The sequence below is a fragment of the Streptomyces sp. NPDC058662 genome, assembly GCF_042716255.1.
In the GTDB taxonomy this organism is placed as follows: Bacteria; Actinomycetota; Actinomycetes; order Streptomycetales; family Streptomycetaceae; genus Streptomyces.
On sequence record NZ_JBHXRU010000009.1, the window covers coordinates 1 to 17,204 of the forward strand.

14 protein-coding genes are annotated in these 17,204 nt (G+C 73.7%); 5 read left to right on the forward strand and 9 right to left on the reverse strand.

The annotated features are described in order from the left end of the window. Nucleotides 1-257, reverse strand: a 257-nt coding sequence (locus ACFWUQ_RS05880) for a DUF6158 family protein (protein WP_384533364.1), incomplete at its 3' end; no start/stop codon positions are given. Nucleotides 258-390: 133 nt separating this feature from the next. Further along, nucleotides 391-822 (reverse strand): nuclear transport factor 2 family protein, encoded by a 432-nt coding sequence (locus ACFWUQ_RS05885; protein ID WP_384533367.1) that lies wholly within the window; start codon nt 820-822, stop codon nt 391-393. Between the two features lie 86 nt (nt 823-908). Between ACFWUQ_RS05885 and ACFWUQ_RS05890 the strand changes: the two genes are divergently transcribed. Continuing rightward, entirely contained in the window at nt 909-1,478 is a 570-nt protein-coding gene (locus ACFWUQ_RS05890) for a PadR family transcriptional regulator (RefSeq protein ID WP_384533370.1), read from the forward strand. Beyond that, entirely contained in the window at nt 1,465-2,283 is an 819-nt protein-coding gene (locus ACFWUQ_RS05895; protein WP_384533373.1) for an SGNH/GDSL hydrolase family protein, read from the forward strand. The genes ACFWUQ_RS05890 and ACFWUQ_RS05895 overlap by 14 nt, the downstream gene beginning before the upstream one ends. Nucleotides 2,284-2,387: 104 nt before the next feature. Here ACFWUQ_RS05895 and ACFWUQ_RS05900 read toward each other — a convergent pair whose 3' ends face one another. Then, entirely contained in the window at nt 2,388-5,342 is a 2,955-nt protein-coding gene (locus ACFWUQ_RS05900; RefSeq protein ID WP_384533375.1) for a TIM-barrel domain-containing protein, read from the reverse strand. Nucleotides 5,343-5,576: 234 nt separating this feature from the next. On the opposite strand from ACFWUQ_RS05900, the gene ligA reads away from it, so the two are divergent. Then, a complete protein-coding gene (gene ligA / locus ACFWUQ_RS05905) occupies nt 5,577-7,691 on the forward strand; it encodes an NAD-dependent DNA ligase LigA (protein ID WP_384533378.1) in 2,115 nt (704 codons plus the stop codon). On the opposite strand, the gene ACFWUQ_RS05910 is transcribed toward ligA, so the two are convergent. Next, complete coding sequence (locus ACFWUQ_RS05910; protein ID WP_384533381.1) at nt 7,681-7,914, reverse strand: hypothetical protein; 234 nt, start codon at nt 7,912-7,914, stop codon at nt 7,681-7,683. The genes ligA and ACFWUQ_RS05910 overlap by 11 nt on opposite strands. Nucleotides 7,915-8,215: 301 nt before the next feature. On the opposite strand from ACFWUQ_RS05910, the gene ACFWUQ_RS05915 reads away from it, so the two are divergent. Next, entirely contained in the window at nt 8,216-8,965 is a 750-nt protein-coding gene (locus ACFWUQ_RS05915; RefSeq protein ID WP_384533384.1) for a dienelactone hydrolase family protein, read from the forward strand. A 136-nt stretch (nt 8,966-9,101) separates the two neighbouring features. Here ACFWUQ_RS05915 and ACFWUQ_RS05920 read toward each other — a convergent pair whose 3' ends face one another. The 3 genes from ACFWUQ_RS05920 to ACFWUQ_RS05930 form a co-directional block, all read right to left on the reverse strand. Beyond that, a complete protein-coding gene (locus tag ACFWUQ_RS05920; protein ID WP_384533387.1) occupies nt 9,102-10,895 on the reverse strand; it encodes an ABC transporter permease/substrate binding protein in 1,794 nt (597 codons plus the stop codon). Next, nucleotides 10,895-11,956 carry a glycine betaine/L-proline ABC transporter ATP-binding protein gene (locus tag ACFWUQ_RS05925; protein ID WP_384533575.1) on the reverse strand — a complete coding sequence of 354 codons (1,062 nt, stop codon included), beginning with the start codon at nt 11,954-11,956 and terminating at the stop codon, nt 10,895-10,897. The genes ACFWUQ_RS05920 and ACFWUQ_RS05925 overlap by 1 nt, the downstream gene beginning before the upstream one ends. A 369-nt stretch (nt 11,957-12,325) precedes the next feature. Further along, nucleotides 12,326-13,306: a SigB/SigF/SigG family RNA polymerase sigma factor gene (locus ACFWUQ_RS05930; RefSeq protein ID WP_384533390.1), complete on the reverse strand. Its 981-nt coding sequence runs from the start codon at nt 13,304-13,306 to the stop codon at nt 12,326-12,328. Nucleotides 13,307-13,486: 180 nt separating this feature from the next. Here ACFWUQ_RS05930 and ACFWUQ_RS05935 point away from each other — a divergent pair, with 180 nt between their 5' ends. Beyond that, nucleotides 13,487-13,915: a MarR family transcriptional regulator gene (locus ACFWUQ_RS05935; RefSeq protein WP_384533393.1), complete on the forward strand. Its 429-nt coding sequence runs from the start codon at nt 13,487-13,489 to the stop codon at nt 13,913-13,915. Nucleotides 13,916-14,048: 133 nt separating this feature from the next. Here the strand turns inward: ACFWUQ_RS05935 and ACFWUQ_RS05940 are convergent, their stop codons facing one another. Together ACFWUQ_RS05940 and ACFWUQ_RS05945 are read right to left on the reverse strand one after the other, a co-directional pair. Beyond that, a complete protein-coding gene (locus ACFWUQ_RS05940; protein WP_384533395.1) occupies nt 14,049-15,527 on the reverse strand; it encodes a cellulose binding domain-containing protein in 1,479 nt (492 codons plus the stop codon). 26 nt (nt 15,528-15,553) lie between these two features. After that, entirely contained in the window at nt 15,554-17,119 is a 1,566-nt protein-coding gene (locus tag ACFWUQ_RS05945; protein WP_384533397.1) for a beta-N-acetylhexosaminidase, read from the reverse strand. Between the last annotated feature and the right edge of the window lie 85 nt (nt 17,120-17,204).

A 17,204-nucleotide genomic window follows, 5' to 3' on the forward strand; every position in this document is an offset into this window, starting at 1 on the left:
CACCCGGTCGCCTCGTCGTCGCCGCTCCGGGCGCGGGCGCCCGAGCGGGTGCGGCCCGCCGTCTGGGCGCGCTGCGGGTGACGGGTCACGTACTCGTGCTCCAGCTCGTTCATCCGCTTCGTGTGGGTGATGAGGGCGTCGTCGGACCCGTGCAGCAGGGTCTCGTGCCGGGTGCGGTGGATGGCCTCCAGCTCCTTGAGCAGCCGGCCCTCCTCCAGTTTGCGGGCCGCCGGGCCGCCTTCGTCGTGCTCCGTCATGGCGGCGCACCTCCTCCGCGTTCTCACCCCCGTCCTCGTCCCCGTCCTCATCATCCTCCGCTCCGCCCGCTTCGGCCCGGGCGGAGCGGGCGGAGCGTCCGCCCGGGCCGTGCGCGCGCGGGCGGAGGGCCGCTCAGGCGGTCGGCGGCGCCGGGACGAGGCCGTCGGCGACCAGGCCCGCCAGCACCGCCTGCCCCAGGGCCTGGACGGCGGACTGCGGGCGGACCATCACGGTGAACTCCCGGACCCGCCCCGCCTCGTCGAACTGGAGCAGGTCGATGCCGTGCACCTGTTTGCCGTCGACGGTGGCCCGGAAGGGCAGGATCGCCCCCGGCAACGGTTCCCCGTCGGTGCTGGTCTCGGCGGCACCCTCGAAGTACCCGATGTAGCGCAGGTCCCCGAAGACGCGCAGCAGGACGCCGAAGAGGCCCAGTACGGCCTGCTTGCCCTCGAAGGGGGTGAACTTGACCGGGCTGTAGAGGCGGATGTCCTCGGTGAACAGGTCGTCCAGCGCCGCGAGGTCGCGCTTCTCCACGGCGGCGCGGAAGCGTTCGGCAGTCTCCATGACCCCTCCTGATACTCATCAACATGACTAGTCGCTTTCTTGAGTATCATGCGTCTACGGACGACCGAAGGGAAGGGGCTGCCGCGATGGCTCTGCGTCACGCCGTACTGACCGCTCTGCTGGACGACGAGTACAGCGGTTACCAGCTGGCCAAGGCGTTCCACATCAGCGTCGCCAACTTCTGGCCCGCCCAGCCGCAGCAGCTGTACGCGGAGCTGGCCAAGCTGGAGAAGGAGGGGCTGGTCGCGGGCCGCGAGGTGGTCCAGGAGGGGCGGCCCAACAAACGGCTGTTCCGGGTCACCGACGCCGGTCGCGCCGAGCTGGAGGCCTTCGCGGCCGCCGCGGCGAAGCCCTCCGTCATCCGCGACGACCTGCTCGTCAAGGTGCAGGCCGGCGACCGGGTCGGTACCGCGTCCGTGATCGTGCAGCTGGAGGAGCGGGCGCGGGCCGCCGAGGCCAAGCTCGAACTCCTCCGCAAGCTCCTGCTCGGCATGCGCGGTGACGCGGACGAGGAGGAGTTCCTGCGCCGGGGCGAGCGGATCGGCGGCTATCTGACGTGCCTGCGCGGCGTGGCCTTCGAGGAGGGCCACCGGGACTGGTGCCTGCGGGCCGCCGCCGTACTCAAGGAGAGAAGTGCACCCCGTGACGAACACTGAGTACCTGCGCTACGTCGCCCTCGGCGACAGCCAGACCGAGGGCCTGGGCGACGGGGACGACACCGTCGGCCTGCGCGGTTTCGCCGACCGCCTCGCGGAACACCTCGCGGCCTCGAACCCCGGGCTCCTGTACGCCAATCTGGCCGTACGGGGGCGGGTCGCCGGGCAGGTACGGGCCGAGCAGCTGCAGCCGGCCCTGGCGCTGCGGCCGGACCTGGCGACGGTCGTCGCCGGGGTCAACGACCTGCTGCGGCCCCGGTTCGACGCGGCGGCGGTGGCCGCGGAGCTGGAGGAGATGTTCGCCGCGCTCACGGCGGCCGGGGCGCACGTCGTGACGGTTACCTTCCCCGACATCGCGAGGATCGCGCCCGTGGCCCGGCCCGTCAGCTCCCGCGTGTCCGACCTCAACGACCGGGTCAGGGCCGCGGCCGCCCGCCACGGCGTCACGGTCGCGGACGTGGGCGGCCACGAGATATCCGCCGATCCGCGCCTGTGGAGCACGGACCGGCTGCACGCGAGCCCGCTGGGCCACGAGCGGATCGCGGCGGCGCTGGCCCACACCCTGGGGCTGCCCGGGTGCGACGACGCGTGGGGCCTGCCCCTCGCGCCGCTGCCGAGGACCGGCGGTTGGCAGGCGGCCGGGGCCGAACTGCGCTGGGCTGCCGGGTTCCTGGGTCCCTGGATCGGCCGCCGCCTGCGCGGCCGATCCTCGGGGGACGGCCGCAGCGCGAAGCGTCCCGGGCTCCTGCCGCTGACCGCGGCGGACGGCCCCCGCACGGCCCCGGCGGTCGCCGACACCGTGTAGACGGCCCGGCTCCCGGCGACCGGACCGGCGGCGGCGCGCGTCACCGCCGCCCCACCCCGGTCCGGACGCGGGCGGGGCAGGGACGGGCGGCGACCCGACCCGCCTCAGGGGGCGGGGTGCGGGGGTGCCGGGAGGCCGGTGAGGGTGATCTCGGCGGCGCTGGTCCAGGGGCCCCGGCCCCCCGCCTCGGTCAGGGCTCTGAGGCGCAGATACCGGCCGGCTTTCGCGGACAGCGCCGCGGTCTTGGGCTCCGCGGTGTCGACGAAGGTGCCGCTGCCGACCGGGGCGCCCCAGTCGGCGGTGCTGTCGGAGACGTACACCTCGTAGCCGCCGATGCGGCCGTTGACCCCGCCGTCCTGCCGGGGCAGGTAGCCCATTCGGTCGACGGTGTGGCGGGCTCCGAGATCAATCCGGATCTCGTGCGGCAGCGGGGCCGGGGTCCCGGAGGACCAGGAGGTGTGCCAGAGGGTCGACGGGTTGCCGTCGAAGGCGTTGCGGGCGGCGCCGTTCTCGGCGGCGGTCTCCTGGCTGTCGGCGGAGAGCAGGGTCCACGCCGACTGCCCGATGGGCGCGGAGGACGGGAGGGCTTCGGCTGGCGGGACGGAGGTGCCGGTGGCCGTCACGCCGAACGCGCCCGCCTTCGTACCCGTTTTCACCCACAGGATGCCGGAGCGGTCGGCCGGGTCGAAGAACCAGCCGGTCGCGGCGCCGTCGTAGGCCGCCTTGGAGGTCAGGCGCGGCAGCGCCCTGCCGTCGGCGGTGAGGCCGCTCGGCGCGGAGGCCACGTGCAGGGTGAGCTCGTAGGCCCGGGAGGCGGGCTTGCCCGTGTAGGCGCCGGTGGGGGCCCCGACGGAGACGGTGACCGTACCGGGGCCCGCCGTGGGCGCGCTGACCTCGACCCGCTGGCGGGCGTAGGCGCCCGAGAGGTGGGCGCGGGTGCGTCCGTCGTCCTCGTAGAGGTCGAAGGAGGTGGTGCCGCGCGGGTGGATGTCGTAGGTGAGGGTGGAGACGGGCTTCTCGCCGGTGTGATTCATCGCGGGCCACATGGGGAGGATGCCGCCGCCCTTGGCGAAGAGCGGCAGGGTGTCGAGCGGGGCCCGGTAGCCGTTCAGCCAGCCCGGGCCCGCGTACGTCCGTCCGGTCCAGTAGTCGGTCCAGGTCCCGGCCGGGAGGTAGATGCCGTCGCGGACGGCGGTGTCGGAGACGACCGGGGCGACGAGCAGCGAGTCGCCCGCCATGAACTGTCCGCGCGTGAGGTTCCCCCGGGCCACCGGGTCGTCGGGGTACTCCAGCACCATCGCACGGGTGCTGGGGACGCCGGTCTCGCTCGCGACACGGCTCATCGTGTACAGGTACGGCATGAGGCGCATCTTGAGCTGGAGGTACTTGCGGTTGATGGAGAGGTAGGGCTCGGCGAAGCGCCACGGCTGCTTGTCCTGGTAGCCGGCCGAGGGCCCGGTCGCGCCCCAGCCGGACATGGTCATGAAGGCCGGGGTGAAGGCCTTCCACTGCAGGTCGCGGGTGTACGTCTGGGGACTGCCGCCGAAGATCCCGTCGACGTCCCCGGCCGCGTAGTTGAGGGCGGACAGTCCGGCGCCCGTGATGGCGGGCACGTGCCAGCGCATGTCGTCCCAGGTGCCGTGGGTGTCGCCGGTCCAGACGACGGCGTTGCGCTGGGTGCCGGCCCAGCCGTCGACGGTCCATACGTAGCGGCGGGCGTCGGAGTTCTTCTCGATGCCCTCGACCGCCTGGCGCACGCCGTCGAAGGCGTACTTGTACCCGCTGCCGATCCACGCCACGTCCGTCTTCACGCCCCGGCTGCCGGCCGTGGCGACCTCCTCGGCGATGGAGTCGAGTCCGGTCGAGGTCCACAGCCCGGTCTGGAAGCCCTTGGCCCGGAGGGCGTCCACCGTCGACTTCAGGGGCGCGGTGTAACCGCAGCCGTAGCCGTCGTTGGGAAGGAACCAGCCCGAGGGCATGTCGGCGGCGCGGGCGTCGGAGGCGTAGCCGACGACGTCCGGTGTGGTCTGGTGGCGGGGCCGGCCGTGGTCGCCCTGGTAGTCGGGGTTGGAGGCGTTGAAGCAGTCCGCGTTGCCCAGTTCGAAGCCCCAGTGCGGTGCGAGGAAGGGCTTGCCCGAGACGTCGGTGTAGGCGTCGAGCACACCCTTGAGGGAGTCCCCGGTGAAGTACCAGGCGTCGAAGCGGGTCTCGTCGTGGGTGAGGGCCGTGGGCGCGCGGAAGGCGTACGAGCCAGGGGCCCAGGTATTGCGCATGACGCCGTAGTTGTTGGTGGACATGTAGAAGGGGGCGGGGCTCGCGTTGTCGTTCTCCCGCCACCTGTTGTCGACGGCGACGGGGACGGTCTTGTCGCGCAGGGCCCACTCGCCGAGGCGCAGGCCGGTGCCGTAGAACTGCTCGTCCGCGCCGCGTGCCAGGTACTGGGTGGTGCGGCCGCCGCTCCAGCTGGTGGGGTGGGTCTCCCGCCAGATCGGGGTGGTGTCGTCGGCCCGGTAGACGGAGAACTGCAGCGGGGCCTTGTTGACCCGGATGGAGAGGGCGCCGGTGGTGATGCGGTAGTGCGTGCCGCGGTCGGTCCAGTCCGTGGCGACGGAGCCGAAGTCGGTGGTGGGGGCGAGGTCGGAACCGGCCGGGTCGTCGGTGAAGGCGCCGTCGGGTGAGAGCCACAGGCGGAAGATGTCGGCGCGGGCGACGACCACGCGCGCCTTGGCGCCGCTGGAGGTGCTGACGGTGAAGGTCTTACCGGTCCGGGCGAAGCCGGTCACGTTGCCCGCCGTGGCCGTCGCGTCGGCGGGGGCGGCGGCGGCCGGCGCGGCGACCGGCCCGACGGCGGCCAGGCCGACGAGGGCGAGGGCGCCGGCGAGCAGGGCGGTGAGCGGTGTCCGGTGCGGGCGCGGGGGGCGGACGCGGGCCGGGCCGGCGCCCGGGTGACGCGAATGGCTCCGCTCGCCCGCGCGGCGGCTCCCGCCGGCGGCGCGGTCCGGACCGGGAGCCGGACCCGGCTCGCGGTGCCGGCTCCTGCGGATGCTGGGCAGTCTCATGGGCAGCTCCTCGTGCGGGTCCGGATCACGGACACAGCTCTTTGGCATGCTCTCGGCAAGATAGCGCCGCATGGGCCCGTATTGAAGGAAGATGCTCGAAGTCGGCTCATAGCAAGCAGCTTTGAGCACAATTCAGTGCCCTCCGCCCCCGCCGTTTCCCGCCATCTCCCGCCCGTCCCCCTCCTCCCGCACCGCCCCCGCCCCGTTGTCAGACCCCTGCGCCATGATCACGGCATGACGACGACGACCCCCTCCGCCCTGGCCACCCGTGACGAGTACGCCGACGCCATCGGCGCCGCGCTACGGGCCTCCGCGGCCTACTACGGCTCCGGCGAATCGGCCCTGGACGACGCCTCCTTCGACCTGCTGCTCGGTCTCATACAGGCCTACGAGCAGCGGTACCCGGACCACACCGATCCCGCGTCGCCGACCGGAAAGGTGGCCGGGGGCGCCGTGCCGGCGGGGGACGTCGCGCACACCGCGTCGATGCTCTCGCTGGCCAACGTCTTCGCCCCGCGGGAACTGCTCGACTGGGAGGCCTCCCTCATGCGCCGCCTCGGCGGCCCGGTCGCCGGCGGGTACGTGGTCGAGCCGAAGCTGGACGGGGCCTCGCTGGCCGCACGGTACCGGGACGGACGCCTGGTCCAGCTGGTCACCCGGGGCAACGGAGTGACGGGCGAGGACGTCTCGCACGCGATCGGGACGATCGTCGGGCTCCCCCTGGAGCTCACCGCGGACGCCTCTTTCGAGGTGCGCGGCGAAGTGCTCCTCACCGCGGAGCAGTTCGCACGGGCCAACGCCACGCGCGCCGAGCACGGGGCGGGCCCCTTCTCCAACCCCCGCAACGGCGCAGCCGGGACGCTGCGGGCCAAGGGGCGCCCGTACACGGTGGAGATGAGCTTCTGGGCCTTCGGCGCCGTCGAGCTCGACACCGCGCCCGGTGGTGGCGGGGACGCGGACCGCGAGACGGGCGGGGCCGGCCGCGCGCGGCTGCCCCGTACCACGCACGCGGACGTCATGGCCTATGTGGCGGGGACGGGCGTCCGGACGGCCGCGTCGACCGCCGCCGGGCTCACGGTGGTGGGGACCGCCGCCGAGGCGCAGGAGCACATCGACCGCATCGCGGGCCTCCGCGCCGGCCTGCCCTTCGGGATCGACGGAGTGGTCGTCAAGCTGAACGCCCTGGCCGAGCAGGACGCGGCCGGGACCGGCTCGCGGCACCCGCACTGGGCGACGGCGTACAAGCTGGCCGCCGTGGAACGGCGGACCCGGCTGCTGGACGTGACCTGGTCGGTGGGCCGTACCGGGGTGCTCGCGCCCACCGCCGTACTGGAGCCGGTGGAGATCGACGGCTCCGTCGTACGGCACGCCACGCTGCACAATCCGGCCGACATCGAACGGCGGGGCCTGCGCATCGGTGACACCGTCACCGTCTACAAGGCGGGCGATGTCATCCCCCGGGTCGAGGCCCCCGTGGTCGAGCTGCGCACCGGTGAGGAGCGCCCGGTCGAACCGCCGGCCGTGTGCCCGGGCTGCCAGGGCGAGATCGACCGCTCGCAGGAGCGGTGGCGCTGCGCGCGGCCCGTCGACTGCGGGCGGATCGCCGCGATCCTGTACGCCGCCGGACGCGACCAGCTCGACATCGACGGCTTGGGCGAGCGGTACGTCAGGGAGCTGGTCGAGGCCGGGCGGGTCCGGGACGTGGCGGACCTGTTCACGCTGGACCGGGCGGCGCTCGCCGCGGCCGCGGGCAGCGAGAAGCGGGCGGCGAAACTGGTGGAGCAGATAGCGGCGGCGCGGGACAAGCCCTTGTCCCGGGTGTTCTGCGCGCTCGGGGTGGTCGGCACCGGGCGGGGCATGTCCCGGCGGATCGCCCGGCACTTCGGGACGATGGAGGCCGTCCGTGCCGCGGACGTCGCCGCGATGACGGAAGTGGAGCTGATCGGCGACACCAAGGCGGCGGGGATCGTCGCCCAGGTCGCCGAGCTCGGGCCGGTCATCGACCGACTGGCGGCCGCCGGGGTCAACCTGGTCGAGCCGGGGGTGGTCGCGGGAGCGGGCGGGACGGCGGGATCGGATCCGGCGCCGGCCGGTCCGCTGGCCGGTCAGACCGTGGTGGTCACGGGCCGGATGGCGGGCGCGCTCGCCGCGTACGACACCCGGGACAAGGTGCGCGAGCTCATCGAGCGGGCGGGCGGGAAGTCCGCGAGCGGGATATCCGGGCGGACGACACTCCTGGTGGCCGGCGAGAAGGCGGGCGGCAAGGTCGCCAAGGCGGAGGAGGCGGGCATCGAGATCCTCGGGGAAGCGGCGTTCGCCGAGCGGATCAGCCTCTTCCTCACCGCCTGAGGCCTCCGGGCCCGGCCGCCGGGGTGACCGCCAGGACCGGCGCCGCCGGGGAGGACCACCGGTGCCCGCAGGGGGCGAAGACCAGGAGTACGGGTTTCCCCGGGCGCTGGCGCCAGGAGATCCGCTCCGGCACGTCGTCGCACACCGGGCAGCAGGGCAGCGGGCCGGGTTCCGACGCGCACTCGGGGGCGGCCGCGAGGGATGTGCGGTGCGGGTCGCGCATGGAGACTCCCTGGTCGTGCGGTTGGGCTGAAGGCACTGTGCCATGCCGGGGGCCTGGTCCGCACGGGCGGATCGTCCAGTGTTCGCGCTGGTCAGGAGTGTGCCCCGCCGGAGTATTCCGGTCCTCTTGCGGGCACTTGGTGACCAATGGGCGACCCCGGCGGCCTCGGGAGCCCGGACCGGCGGTCGGGCGGGACGGCGGGCAGGCGCGCAGGCCGTCGAGCTGCTGGAGGGGGTACGTTCGTTCGCGCCGAAGACGTCGGCGCAGCCGACGGGCGCATGAACCCCAAGGACGGACGATCTTGCCTACCAAGTCTTTACGCATACCCACCGCGGACGGCGTGGCCGACGCCTTCGCCGCATTCCCCGACGGCGGCGGGCGCCACCCCGGGGTGCTGCTGTACCCGGACGCCTTCGGCGTCCGCCCCGAGCTGGAGGACAAGGCCCGCGAGCTGGCCGGGCACGGGTACTACGTGCTCGTCCCGAACCTCTACTACCGGCACGGCCCCGCGCCGGTGGTCGAACTTCCCGCGCACATCGGCGCGGAGGACCGGCCCGGGCTCTTCGCCCGACTGATGCCCCTGGTCGAGGCGCACACCGCCGACCGCGTCCTGAGCGACGCCGACGCCTACCTCGGCTTCCTCACGTCCCAGCCCGAGGTCGGCGCGGGACCGCTCGCCACGGTCGGCTACTGCCTGGGCGCCGCACTGGCGATGCGCACCGCGGCGGCCCACCCCGGCCGGGTGGCCGCCGTCGCCGGGTTCCACCCCGGACTCCTTGTCACCGACGCGCCCGACAGCCCCCACCGCCGGCTCTCCGAGCTCACGGCCGAGGTCCATCTCGGTCTGGCCGAAGGGGACCTGGCACCCGAGGCCCGGGAGGAGCTCGACAAGGCGTTCGACGCCGCGGGGGTCCGCCGCACCGTGGAGGTCTACCCCGGCGCCGTCCACGGTTTCACCATGTCCGACACCGACGCCTTCGACCCCTCCGCGCTGCGGCGCCACTGGGACCGGCTGCTCCCCCTGCTCGACCGCACGCTGACCCGCGGCTGACGCCCGGCGGCCGGCGCGGCCGTGCCCCGGAGGGCGGCCGCGCACCCCCGAACGCGACCGCGCCCCCGCTCAGGACCGCAGTCCTGGGCGGGGGCACGCGCCGGGGGCCGGGACGCCGCCGGCCTCGGCGGCGGGGTCAGGCCAGGCGGTCGACCTCGGGGTGCTCGGCCAGCCAGGCACGTACCGCCTGCTGCTCCTTGCCCTTGCCGGTGGCCTGGATCCTCGCCTCCAGACCGGTCAGCTGCTCCTCGGTGAGCTTGAAGGAGCGCAGCCAGCGCGCCACTTCGGGTTCGTCGGCGGCGAAGCCCTCGCGGGCCAGGGTGTGGATGCCGTCGCCCTTGCCCCAGGCGCCCTTCGGGTCCTCCAGCTTGGTCAGGTCGTACGTGGAGTACGCCCAGTGCGGCGACCACAGCACGGCCGCCACGGGCTCCTTCTTCTCGTACGCGCGCTTGAGCTCGGCGAGCATGCCCGGGGTCGAGCCGTCGACCACCTGGTACTCGCCCTCCAGGCCGTACTCCTTGAGGACCTTGTCCTTCAGGATCGACATGGCACCGGCGCTCGGCTCGATGCCGATGATCCGGCCCTTGAACTCCGCGGACCTGCCCTTGAGGTCGGCGAGGGAGCGTACGCCGTCCAGGTACGAGGGGACCGACAGCTCCAGGGAGGTCGGGCCGTACCAGGAGCCGAGGTCCTCCAGCTCGCTGCCGTACTTCTCCCAGTACTGGGCGTGGGTGACGGGCAGCCAGGCGTCGGTCTGGAAGTCGAGCTGGCCGCCGGCCAGGCCGGTGTAGAGGGCGCCCGCCTCCAGCTGGCGGGCGTCGACCTTGAAGCCGCGCCGCTCCAGGAGCTCCTTCCACAGGAAGGTCGAGGCGATGCCCTCGTCCCAGGGGATGTAGCCGACGGAGACCGTACGGCCCTTGCCGATGTCCGCCGCGCCCGTCGGGCCGTCCTCGGTGGCGGAGCCGCCGAGGACGCCCAGGCCGCCCGCCACGAGGGCGAGTACCACGACGCCGGTGAGGGCGTGGGCGGGCTGCGGGCGGTGGTTCCACACCCGTGCGGCTCCCGTCGCGGCGGCGCGCGCCTTGGCGAGGGCGCGTCGGCCCAGCGGGGAGACCTGGCGGCCGAGGGCACCGGTCATGCGGTCGAGGTACATGGCGAGGATGACGATGGAGGTGCCCGCCTCGAAACCGAGGCCGATGTCGACGTTGCCGATCGCGCGGTAGACGGCGCCGCCGAGCCCGCCGCCGCCGACCATGCCGGCGATGACGACCATGGAGAGGCCGAGCATGATGACCTGGTTGACGCCCGCCATCACGGTGGGCAGGGCCAGGGGCAGCTGGACGCGTACCAGGGTGTCGCGGGGGGTCGCGCCGAAGGCGTCGGCGGCCTCGACCAGCTCGGCGTCGACCTGCCGGATGCCGAGCTCGGTCATCCGTACGCCCGGCGGGAGCGAGAAGATGATGGTGGCGATGATGCCGGGCACCACGCCCACCCCGAAGAAGATGATGCCGGGGATGAGGTAGACCATGGCCGGCATGGTCTGCATGAAGTCCAGCACGGGCCGCAGTACGGCGCTGACCCGGTCGGAGCGGGAGGCCCAGACCCCGATCGGGATCGCGAAGAGAAGCGTCACGAGGGTCGCGACCAGGACCAGGGACAGCGTGGACATGGCCTCGGACCACAGGCCCAGGGAGTCCACGAGCGCGAAACCGGCGAAGGCGAGGACGCCGGCCAGGAGGCCGCGCAGCCACCAGGCGGCGACAGCCAGGATGCCGGCGAAGAGCAGCGGTGCCGGGGCCGAGAGCAGGGCGTCGATGCCGTCGTAGAGGCCGGTGACGAGCGCGCTGACGGCGTCGAACAGCCAGGACAGGTGGCGCTGGAGGAAGTCGACGCCGCTGTCGACCCAGTCGCCCAGGTGCAGTCGGGGCATCAGGCCGCCACCTCCGCGCAGGCCATCGGGGGCCGCTGCTCGTCGCCGATGAAGGCGATGAGGCGGTCCTGCGGCACGGAGCCCACGACGGCGCCGTCCGGGTCCGTGACGGCGACGGGGTGCGGCACCCGGGCGCTGACGGCGCACAGGTCGGCGAGCGGGGTGTCGGCGCTGACCGTGGGGCAGGCGCAGGCGTCGGCGCCGGTCGGCGCCTCGTCCATGACCGCGTCGGCCGTCAGGACCCGGGAGCGGTCCACGTCCTGGACGAAGGAGGCCACGTACGGGTCGGCGGGGCGGGTGAGGATGTCCTCGGCGGTGCCCTGCTGGACGATCCGGCCGTCGCGCATGACGGCGATGCCGTCGCCCAGGCGCATGGCCTCGTTCAGGTCGTGCGTGATGAAGACGATGGTCTTCTTCAGCCGCTTCTGGAGCTCCAGCAGCTGGTCCTGCATGTCACGGCGGATCAGCGGGTCGAGGGCGCTGAAGGACTCGTCCATGAGCAGCAGGTCGGCGTCGGTGGCCAGGGCGCGGGCGAGGCCGACGCGCTGCTGCATGCCGCCGGAGAGCTCGTCCGGCCAGGACCGCTCCCATCCCTCCAGTCCGCACAGCGCCAGCGCCTCGGCGGCCCGGCGCTCGCGTTCGGCGCGGGGGACGCCCTGGACCTCCAGCCCGTAGGCGGCGTTCTGCAGGACGTCGCGGTGCGGGAAGAGCGCGAAGTGCTGGAAGACCATGGAGATCTTGGTGGAGCGGACGTGGCGCAACTCGCGGGCGCTGAGCGCGGTGAGGTCCTCGCCGTCGAACAGGATGCGACCGGAGGTGGGCTCCAGGAGTCCGTTCAGCATGCGCAGGAGCGTGGACTTGCCGGATCCCGAGAGGCCCATGACGACGAAGATCTGGCCGGGCTCGACGCGGAAGGAGGCGTCGATGACGGCCGCCGTCGTGCCGCCGGCGCGCAGTTCCTCCCGGTCCGCACCGCCCTGCAGCGCGCGGACCGCGGCGCCGGCCTCGTCGGGGCGCCTTCCGAACACCTTGTACACGTGCTCGGCCTGGAGCGTGGACACATACACCTCGCGGGTCGTACCGGGTACGGCGCGCCGGGGGTGAGCCGGTCGGCCGTGGAGCGGGACGGGATCCGCCCGCGCGCCCCGTACTCCCCCGGCTGGCCGGAGGGCGGGGTTCCGCTCCATGGGCCCCGCTGCCCGGGTCCAATCCCCGCAAACGGGAAGGTGATCCACCTCACACGGGAGGCGCGTCGGTGTCAGCCTCCGGGCGGTGGAGCCGGTGGTGTCGGTTCCGGCACGTGGCGGTGGTGGTGTCGGTTCCGGCCGGTGGCAGTGGTGGTGTCGGTTCCGGCCGGTGGCAGTGGTGGTGTCGGTTCCGGCCGGTGGCGGTGGTGGTGTCGGTTCCGGCCGGTGGCGGTGGTGGTGGTGTCAGCTCCGGGCGGCGGCGGTCGCCGGGGCCGCGGCGCGGACCCCGTCCGGGCCCGGGTCGGCCAGCATGGAGGCGCGCAGGTGGCCGAGGAGCCGGGTCAGCAGCCGGGAGACCTGCATCTGCGAGATGCCGAGCGCGGCGCCGATCTGCGCCTGGGTCAGCTCCTCGCCGAACCGCATCTGCAGCATCCGGCGCTCGCGGTCGGTGAGCCGCTCCAGCAGCGGGGCGAGGCTCTGGATGTCCTCGACCAGCTCCATGGCCGGCTCCTCCTCGCCCATGACGTCGGCGAGGGTGTGGCCCTCGGCCGGGCCGTCGCCGTGCTCGGCGTGCGGCGCGTCGAGGGATCCGCTGGTGTGGCCGTTGGCGGCGACGAGGCCCTCGACGACCTCCTCCTCCGAGAGGCAGAGGTGGGCGGCGAGGTCGGCGACGGTGGGCGACCGGTCCAGGGTGGTGGTCAGCTCCTCCTTCGCCTTGGCAATGTCGATGCGCAGCTCCTGGAGGCGGCGCGGGACGCGGACGGCCCAGGAGGTGTCGCGGAAGTGGCGCTTGATCTCGCCCGTGATGTACGGCATGGCCAGGGTCGAGAACTCGTTCTCGCGGGCCGGGTCGAACCGGTCGATGGCCTTGATCAGACCGATGGTGCCGACCTGGACGATGTCTTCCATGTCACCCCCGTCGCCGCGGCTGCGGAAGCGGCGTACGGCGTACTGGACGAGGGAGGCGTTCATCTCGATGAGCGTGTTGCGGACGTACTGGTACTCCGGGGTGCCCTCGGTCAGCTCGCGCAGTCGCCGGAAGAAGGCCTTCGACAGCTCCCTCGCGTCCGCGGGGGCCACCTCGCGCGGCTCGTCGATCCGGGGCAGGCCCGCGATGCGGGCCGCGTCGGCGCCTCGGCGCGGCTGGGGGACGGCGGCCGAGGGGGTGCCCGGGGGGACGGCGGGGACGGTGGCGGCGAGGGAGGACGGGGCAGGGACCGGCATGGGTTCGCTCCTTGGGCTGGTCGGCTTGCGGCGCGGGACCTTGACTGCCGTAGATGGTGGCCTTCTTCTGCTCGCACGTCAAGAATTGCCGGAAATCCATTTCACGTCTTGCATCACATGAATCGCGTAACGCATCATGAACGCATGGGCAGCCCGTCTCAGCGACAAAACTGGACATTCTTGACTAATCACGCTCGCGTTCTGGTGGCCATCGCCCGGGACCCGGCTGTGCGGCTCAGGGATGTCGCCACGGTGTGCGGTCTGACCGAACGCACGGTGCAGACGATCGTCACCGACCTGGAGTCGGACGGCTACCTCCGCCGCGTCCGCGACGGCCGGCGCAACCGGTACGAGATCTCGGCGGGCGCCGTGTTCCGCCACCCCGCCGAGGCCGGAGTCCAGGTGGCCGGCCTGCTGACCCTGCTGACCGGCGCCGCCGCGGCCCCGGACGCGCCGCCCCCCACCCCAGACCTGACCCCGTCCGAGGCGAACGGCCCCATCGGCATGGCCCCTGTCCCGGACGCCGCCGGACCGGCGGGCCCCGGGACGGACGCGAAGGGGGGGTCCCCCGGTCCGGGGGCCTCCCGTTCGCGGGGACCGGCCTGGTAGCGGCACCCGTCCGGGCCGTCGCCCGGCCCCGGCGCCCACCCGGCGCCGTCCGGGCCCCTCGGACCCGTCCCGCCCTCCTGGCTCCCCGCCCCCGCGTCGCCGCGGGGGCGGGGAGCCGGCGTACGCCCCCGGGTCAGCCCGCCGGGACGGTGTCCTCGAAGGTGGTGCCGGCGGAGCGGTAGGCGTTGACCTTCGCGGCCACCTGGGCCGGCGTCAGGACCCGGTCCTTGACGTGCAGGACGTAGTCCACCTTCTGGTCGTAGGCGCGGGGCGTCGTCGCGGGCTGCCCGTTCAGGTCGATCAGCCACTGGTTGAAGTTGATCGACATGGGGCGCTCCGGCAGGTACCGGGCGTCGTGGGTGCCGAAGAGCCGGCCGTCGACGTAGTAGGTGATGGTGCTGTCGTCGATGGTGAGGACCAGGTCGTGCCAGCCCGCGTAGCTGGTGCGGACCTCGGAGTGCTGGTTGACGGCCTCCCACGGGTCGGGGCGGTAGGTCTCCCAGGACGTGGTGTAGAGGATGTTGCCCGGCTCGCCCCAGCCGCCGTTGGGGAGGTACTCGAAGTCGTACTCGGCGTAGTCGTCGGCCATCGGGGCCTTGAGGTCGTTGATGGTGAAGAAGGTCTGGACGAGGCGGTCGCCGTCGGGGCCGTACTTGGGGGCGTCCGAGAACCGCACGCGGGCCGCGTAGGTGCCGTTCTTGAACTTCGTCGCCCGGGTCAGCACCTCGGTGTGCTTCGTGCTCTCGCCGGTGCCCGCCGTGGAGGTCTCCAGGTTCATGAGGGAGTTCCCGCCCTCGACCGCGAAGGTGACGTTCTCAGGGGCCCAGGTAGCGCCGCCGACGCCCGGCCCGCCGGCGTTGGAGCGGATGCTCCAGCCGTGCGCGTTGACAGCCGGGTCGGTGTGGGACCCGTAGTTGAAGTCGTCGAACAGGGTGGCTCCGCCGGGTCCCGGATCGGTGGGCGTCGGCGTCGGGGTCGGGTCCGGGTCGGGCGAGTTGCCGCCGGGCGCGGTGCCCCACACGGTGGCGGAGCCGAGCTGGGCCGTGACCCTGTCCCAGTCCCCGTACGCGGTGCGCGAGCCGCTGAAGGAGTAGTCGTCGGCCTGGTTGAGGGTCTGCCAGTCCGCGCGGTGGAAGCGCAGCTGCATGTCGCCGGTGTCGGCGCCGGGTGCGAGCGATCCGGCGGCCGCCGTGAAGGAGATCTCCAGATAGCGGTCGGCGGTGGCGGTCGGGTTCGCCGGGGTGCCGAAGGTGCCGGTGATGTTCGAGCAGCCCTTGACCGCCCAGGAGCAGGCGAAGCGGTACTGGGCGCTCGGGCCGTCCGCCTTGAAGTAGTAGCGGAGCTTGACCTGGTCGAGCGCGACGGCGGCGGTGCCGTTGTTGACCACCTTGAACCAGGGCTCGACCTGGTCGGCGGTGGCTCCGCTCGCGCTGGTGCGGTACTGGACCTTCACGGCGGCGGCCGCGGCGCCGGCGGGCGCCTGGATCAGCGCGGCCGAGCCGAGTCCGGCGACGAGGGCCACGGCGAGGGCCAGGGCTGTACGGCGCTTGCCGGAACGGGCGGCGGATCGATGTACCGCGGAGCCTTCGGGTCGGGGTGTCTCAGTGCGCATCGTGCGTTCCTCTCGGGTGGGGGGGGTCACGAGGTGGACGTGGTGTGCGGTATCGCGCGCCCGGCCCGGCCGCCGACGCCCAGCGCGGCGAGCCGTTCGCGGTGGGGGCCGAGCCGGCGCAGGAAGTCCGGCCAGTCCCGGTGCGCGGACCAGGCGGTGTCGGCCAGGGCGCAGAGGCGCGGGAAGGCCAGGTATTCCAGCTGCGCGGGGGTCCGCGCGTACTCGGTCCACAGCTGGGCCTGGGTGCCGAGGACGCGGCGGGCGGCCTCCGGTTCCCAGTGGGCGGGCGCGGGGTCGTTGTCGTAGACGCCCCGCAGGTCGACCACGCCGTCCTGGCCGCGGGGCTCGGCCGGGTCGGCGGACTGGGGGTAGTCCAGGTAGGTGGAGCGGAACGGCGCCATGACCACGTCGTGGCCGCGGCGCGCGGCGGTGCGGCCGTGCTCCGGGTCGAGCCAGGCCATGGCGGTGAAGGAGCCGGGGAGGTCCGCCCCGGACTCGGTCCAGCCGAGGGGGCTGCGGCCGAGTGAGGCGAGGTGGTCGGCCGCGGTGCGCAGGAACCAGCCGTGGAGGGCATCCGGCCCCGCCAGGCCCTCCGCCGCGGCCCGGGCCCGGGCGGCCGGCGAGTCCCGCCACTCGGTGCCGGGGCATTCGTCGCCGCCGAGGTGCACGTACGGGGCGGGGAACACGTCCGTCACCTCGTCCAGGACCGTGCGGCAGAAGTCGAGCACCTCCTCGTGGACGCCGAGCACCGTGTCGCAGACGCCCCAGCGGGTCCACGGCTCCAGGCGCGTGCCCGGCCGGTTGCCGAGCTCCGGGTAGGCGGCGAGGGCGGCCCGCGCGTGGCCCGGCATCTCGACCTCGGGGACGACCACGACCCCGCGCCGGGCGGCGTACGCGACGAGGCCCGTCAGCTCACTCCTGCTGTACGCGCCCTCGTGGGGGACGCCGTCGCCCTCGGTCTCGGCACGCCTGCCGCCGATCTCGGTGAGGCGGGGGTAGGCGGCCACGGGCATCCGCCAGCCCTGGTCGTCGGTCAGATGCAGGTGCAGCACGTTGAGCTTGTGCAGGGCGAGCAGGTCCACGAAGCGGCGTACGTAGGAGACCGGCTGGAAGTGGCGGGCCACGTCGAGCATGGCTCCGCGCCAGGCGAACCGCGGCCGGTCGGTGATCCGTACGCAGGGCAGGAACCACCGCTCGCGTCGCTGGGCGTGCTCGCCGAGGGCCTCGGGGGGCAGCAGCTGGCGCAGGGTCTGGACCCCGCGCAGTAGGCCTTCGGGGCGCGCGGCACACAACAGGACGGCCTCGGTGGTGACGGTCAGCACATAGCCCTCGTCGCCGAGGGCGGCGCCGTGGCCGCCCGCGACGCCGGAGCCGGCGCCGGGGTCGAGGCGCAGGGACACGCGCCCGTCGGGGCCCGGCGGCAGGGCCAGTCCGGTGGGGGGAGCGAGCAGTTCGCGGAGCAGTGCGGCGGCCTCGCCGGCGCCGGGGCCGGCGTGCAGAGCGGTGTCCCGGTCGAGGGTGAACCGGCCGGGCCCGGCGACGACGGACTCGGGGCGCGGGACGAGCGCGATGTCGGCGTGGTGGGCGGGCATGCCTCGGGTTCCTCCCCGATACGGCGGCGGCGGGCGGGCGGGACGGCTGGGGCGGCGGGCGACGGGCGGGCGGTGCGGCTGGGCC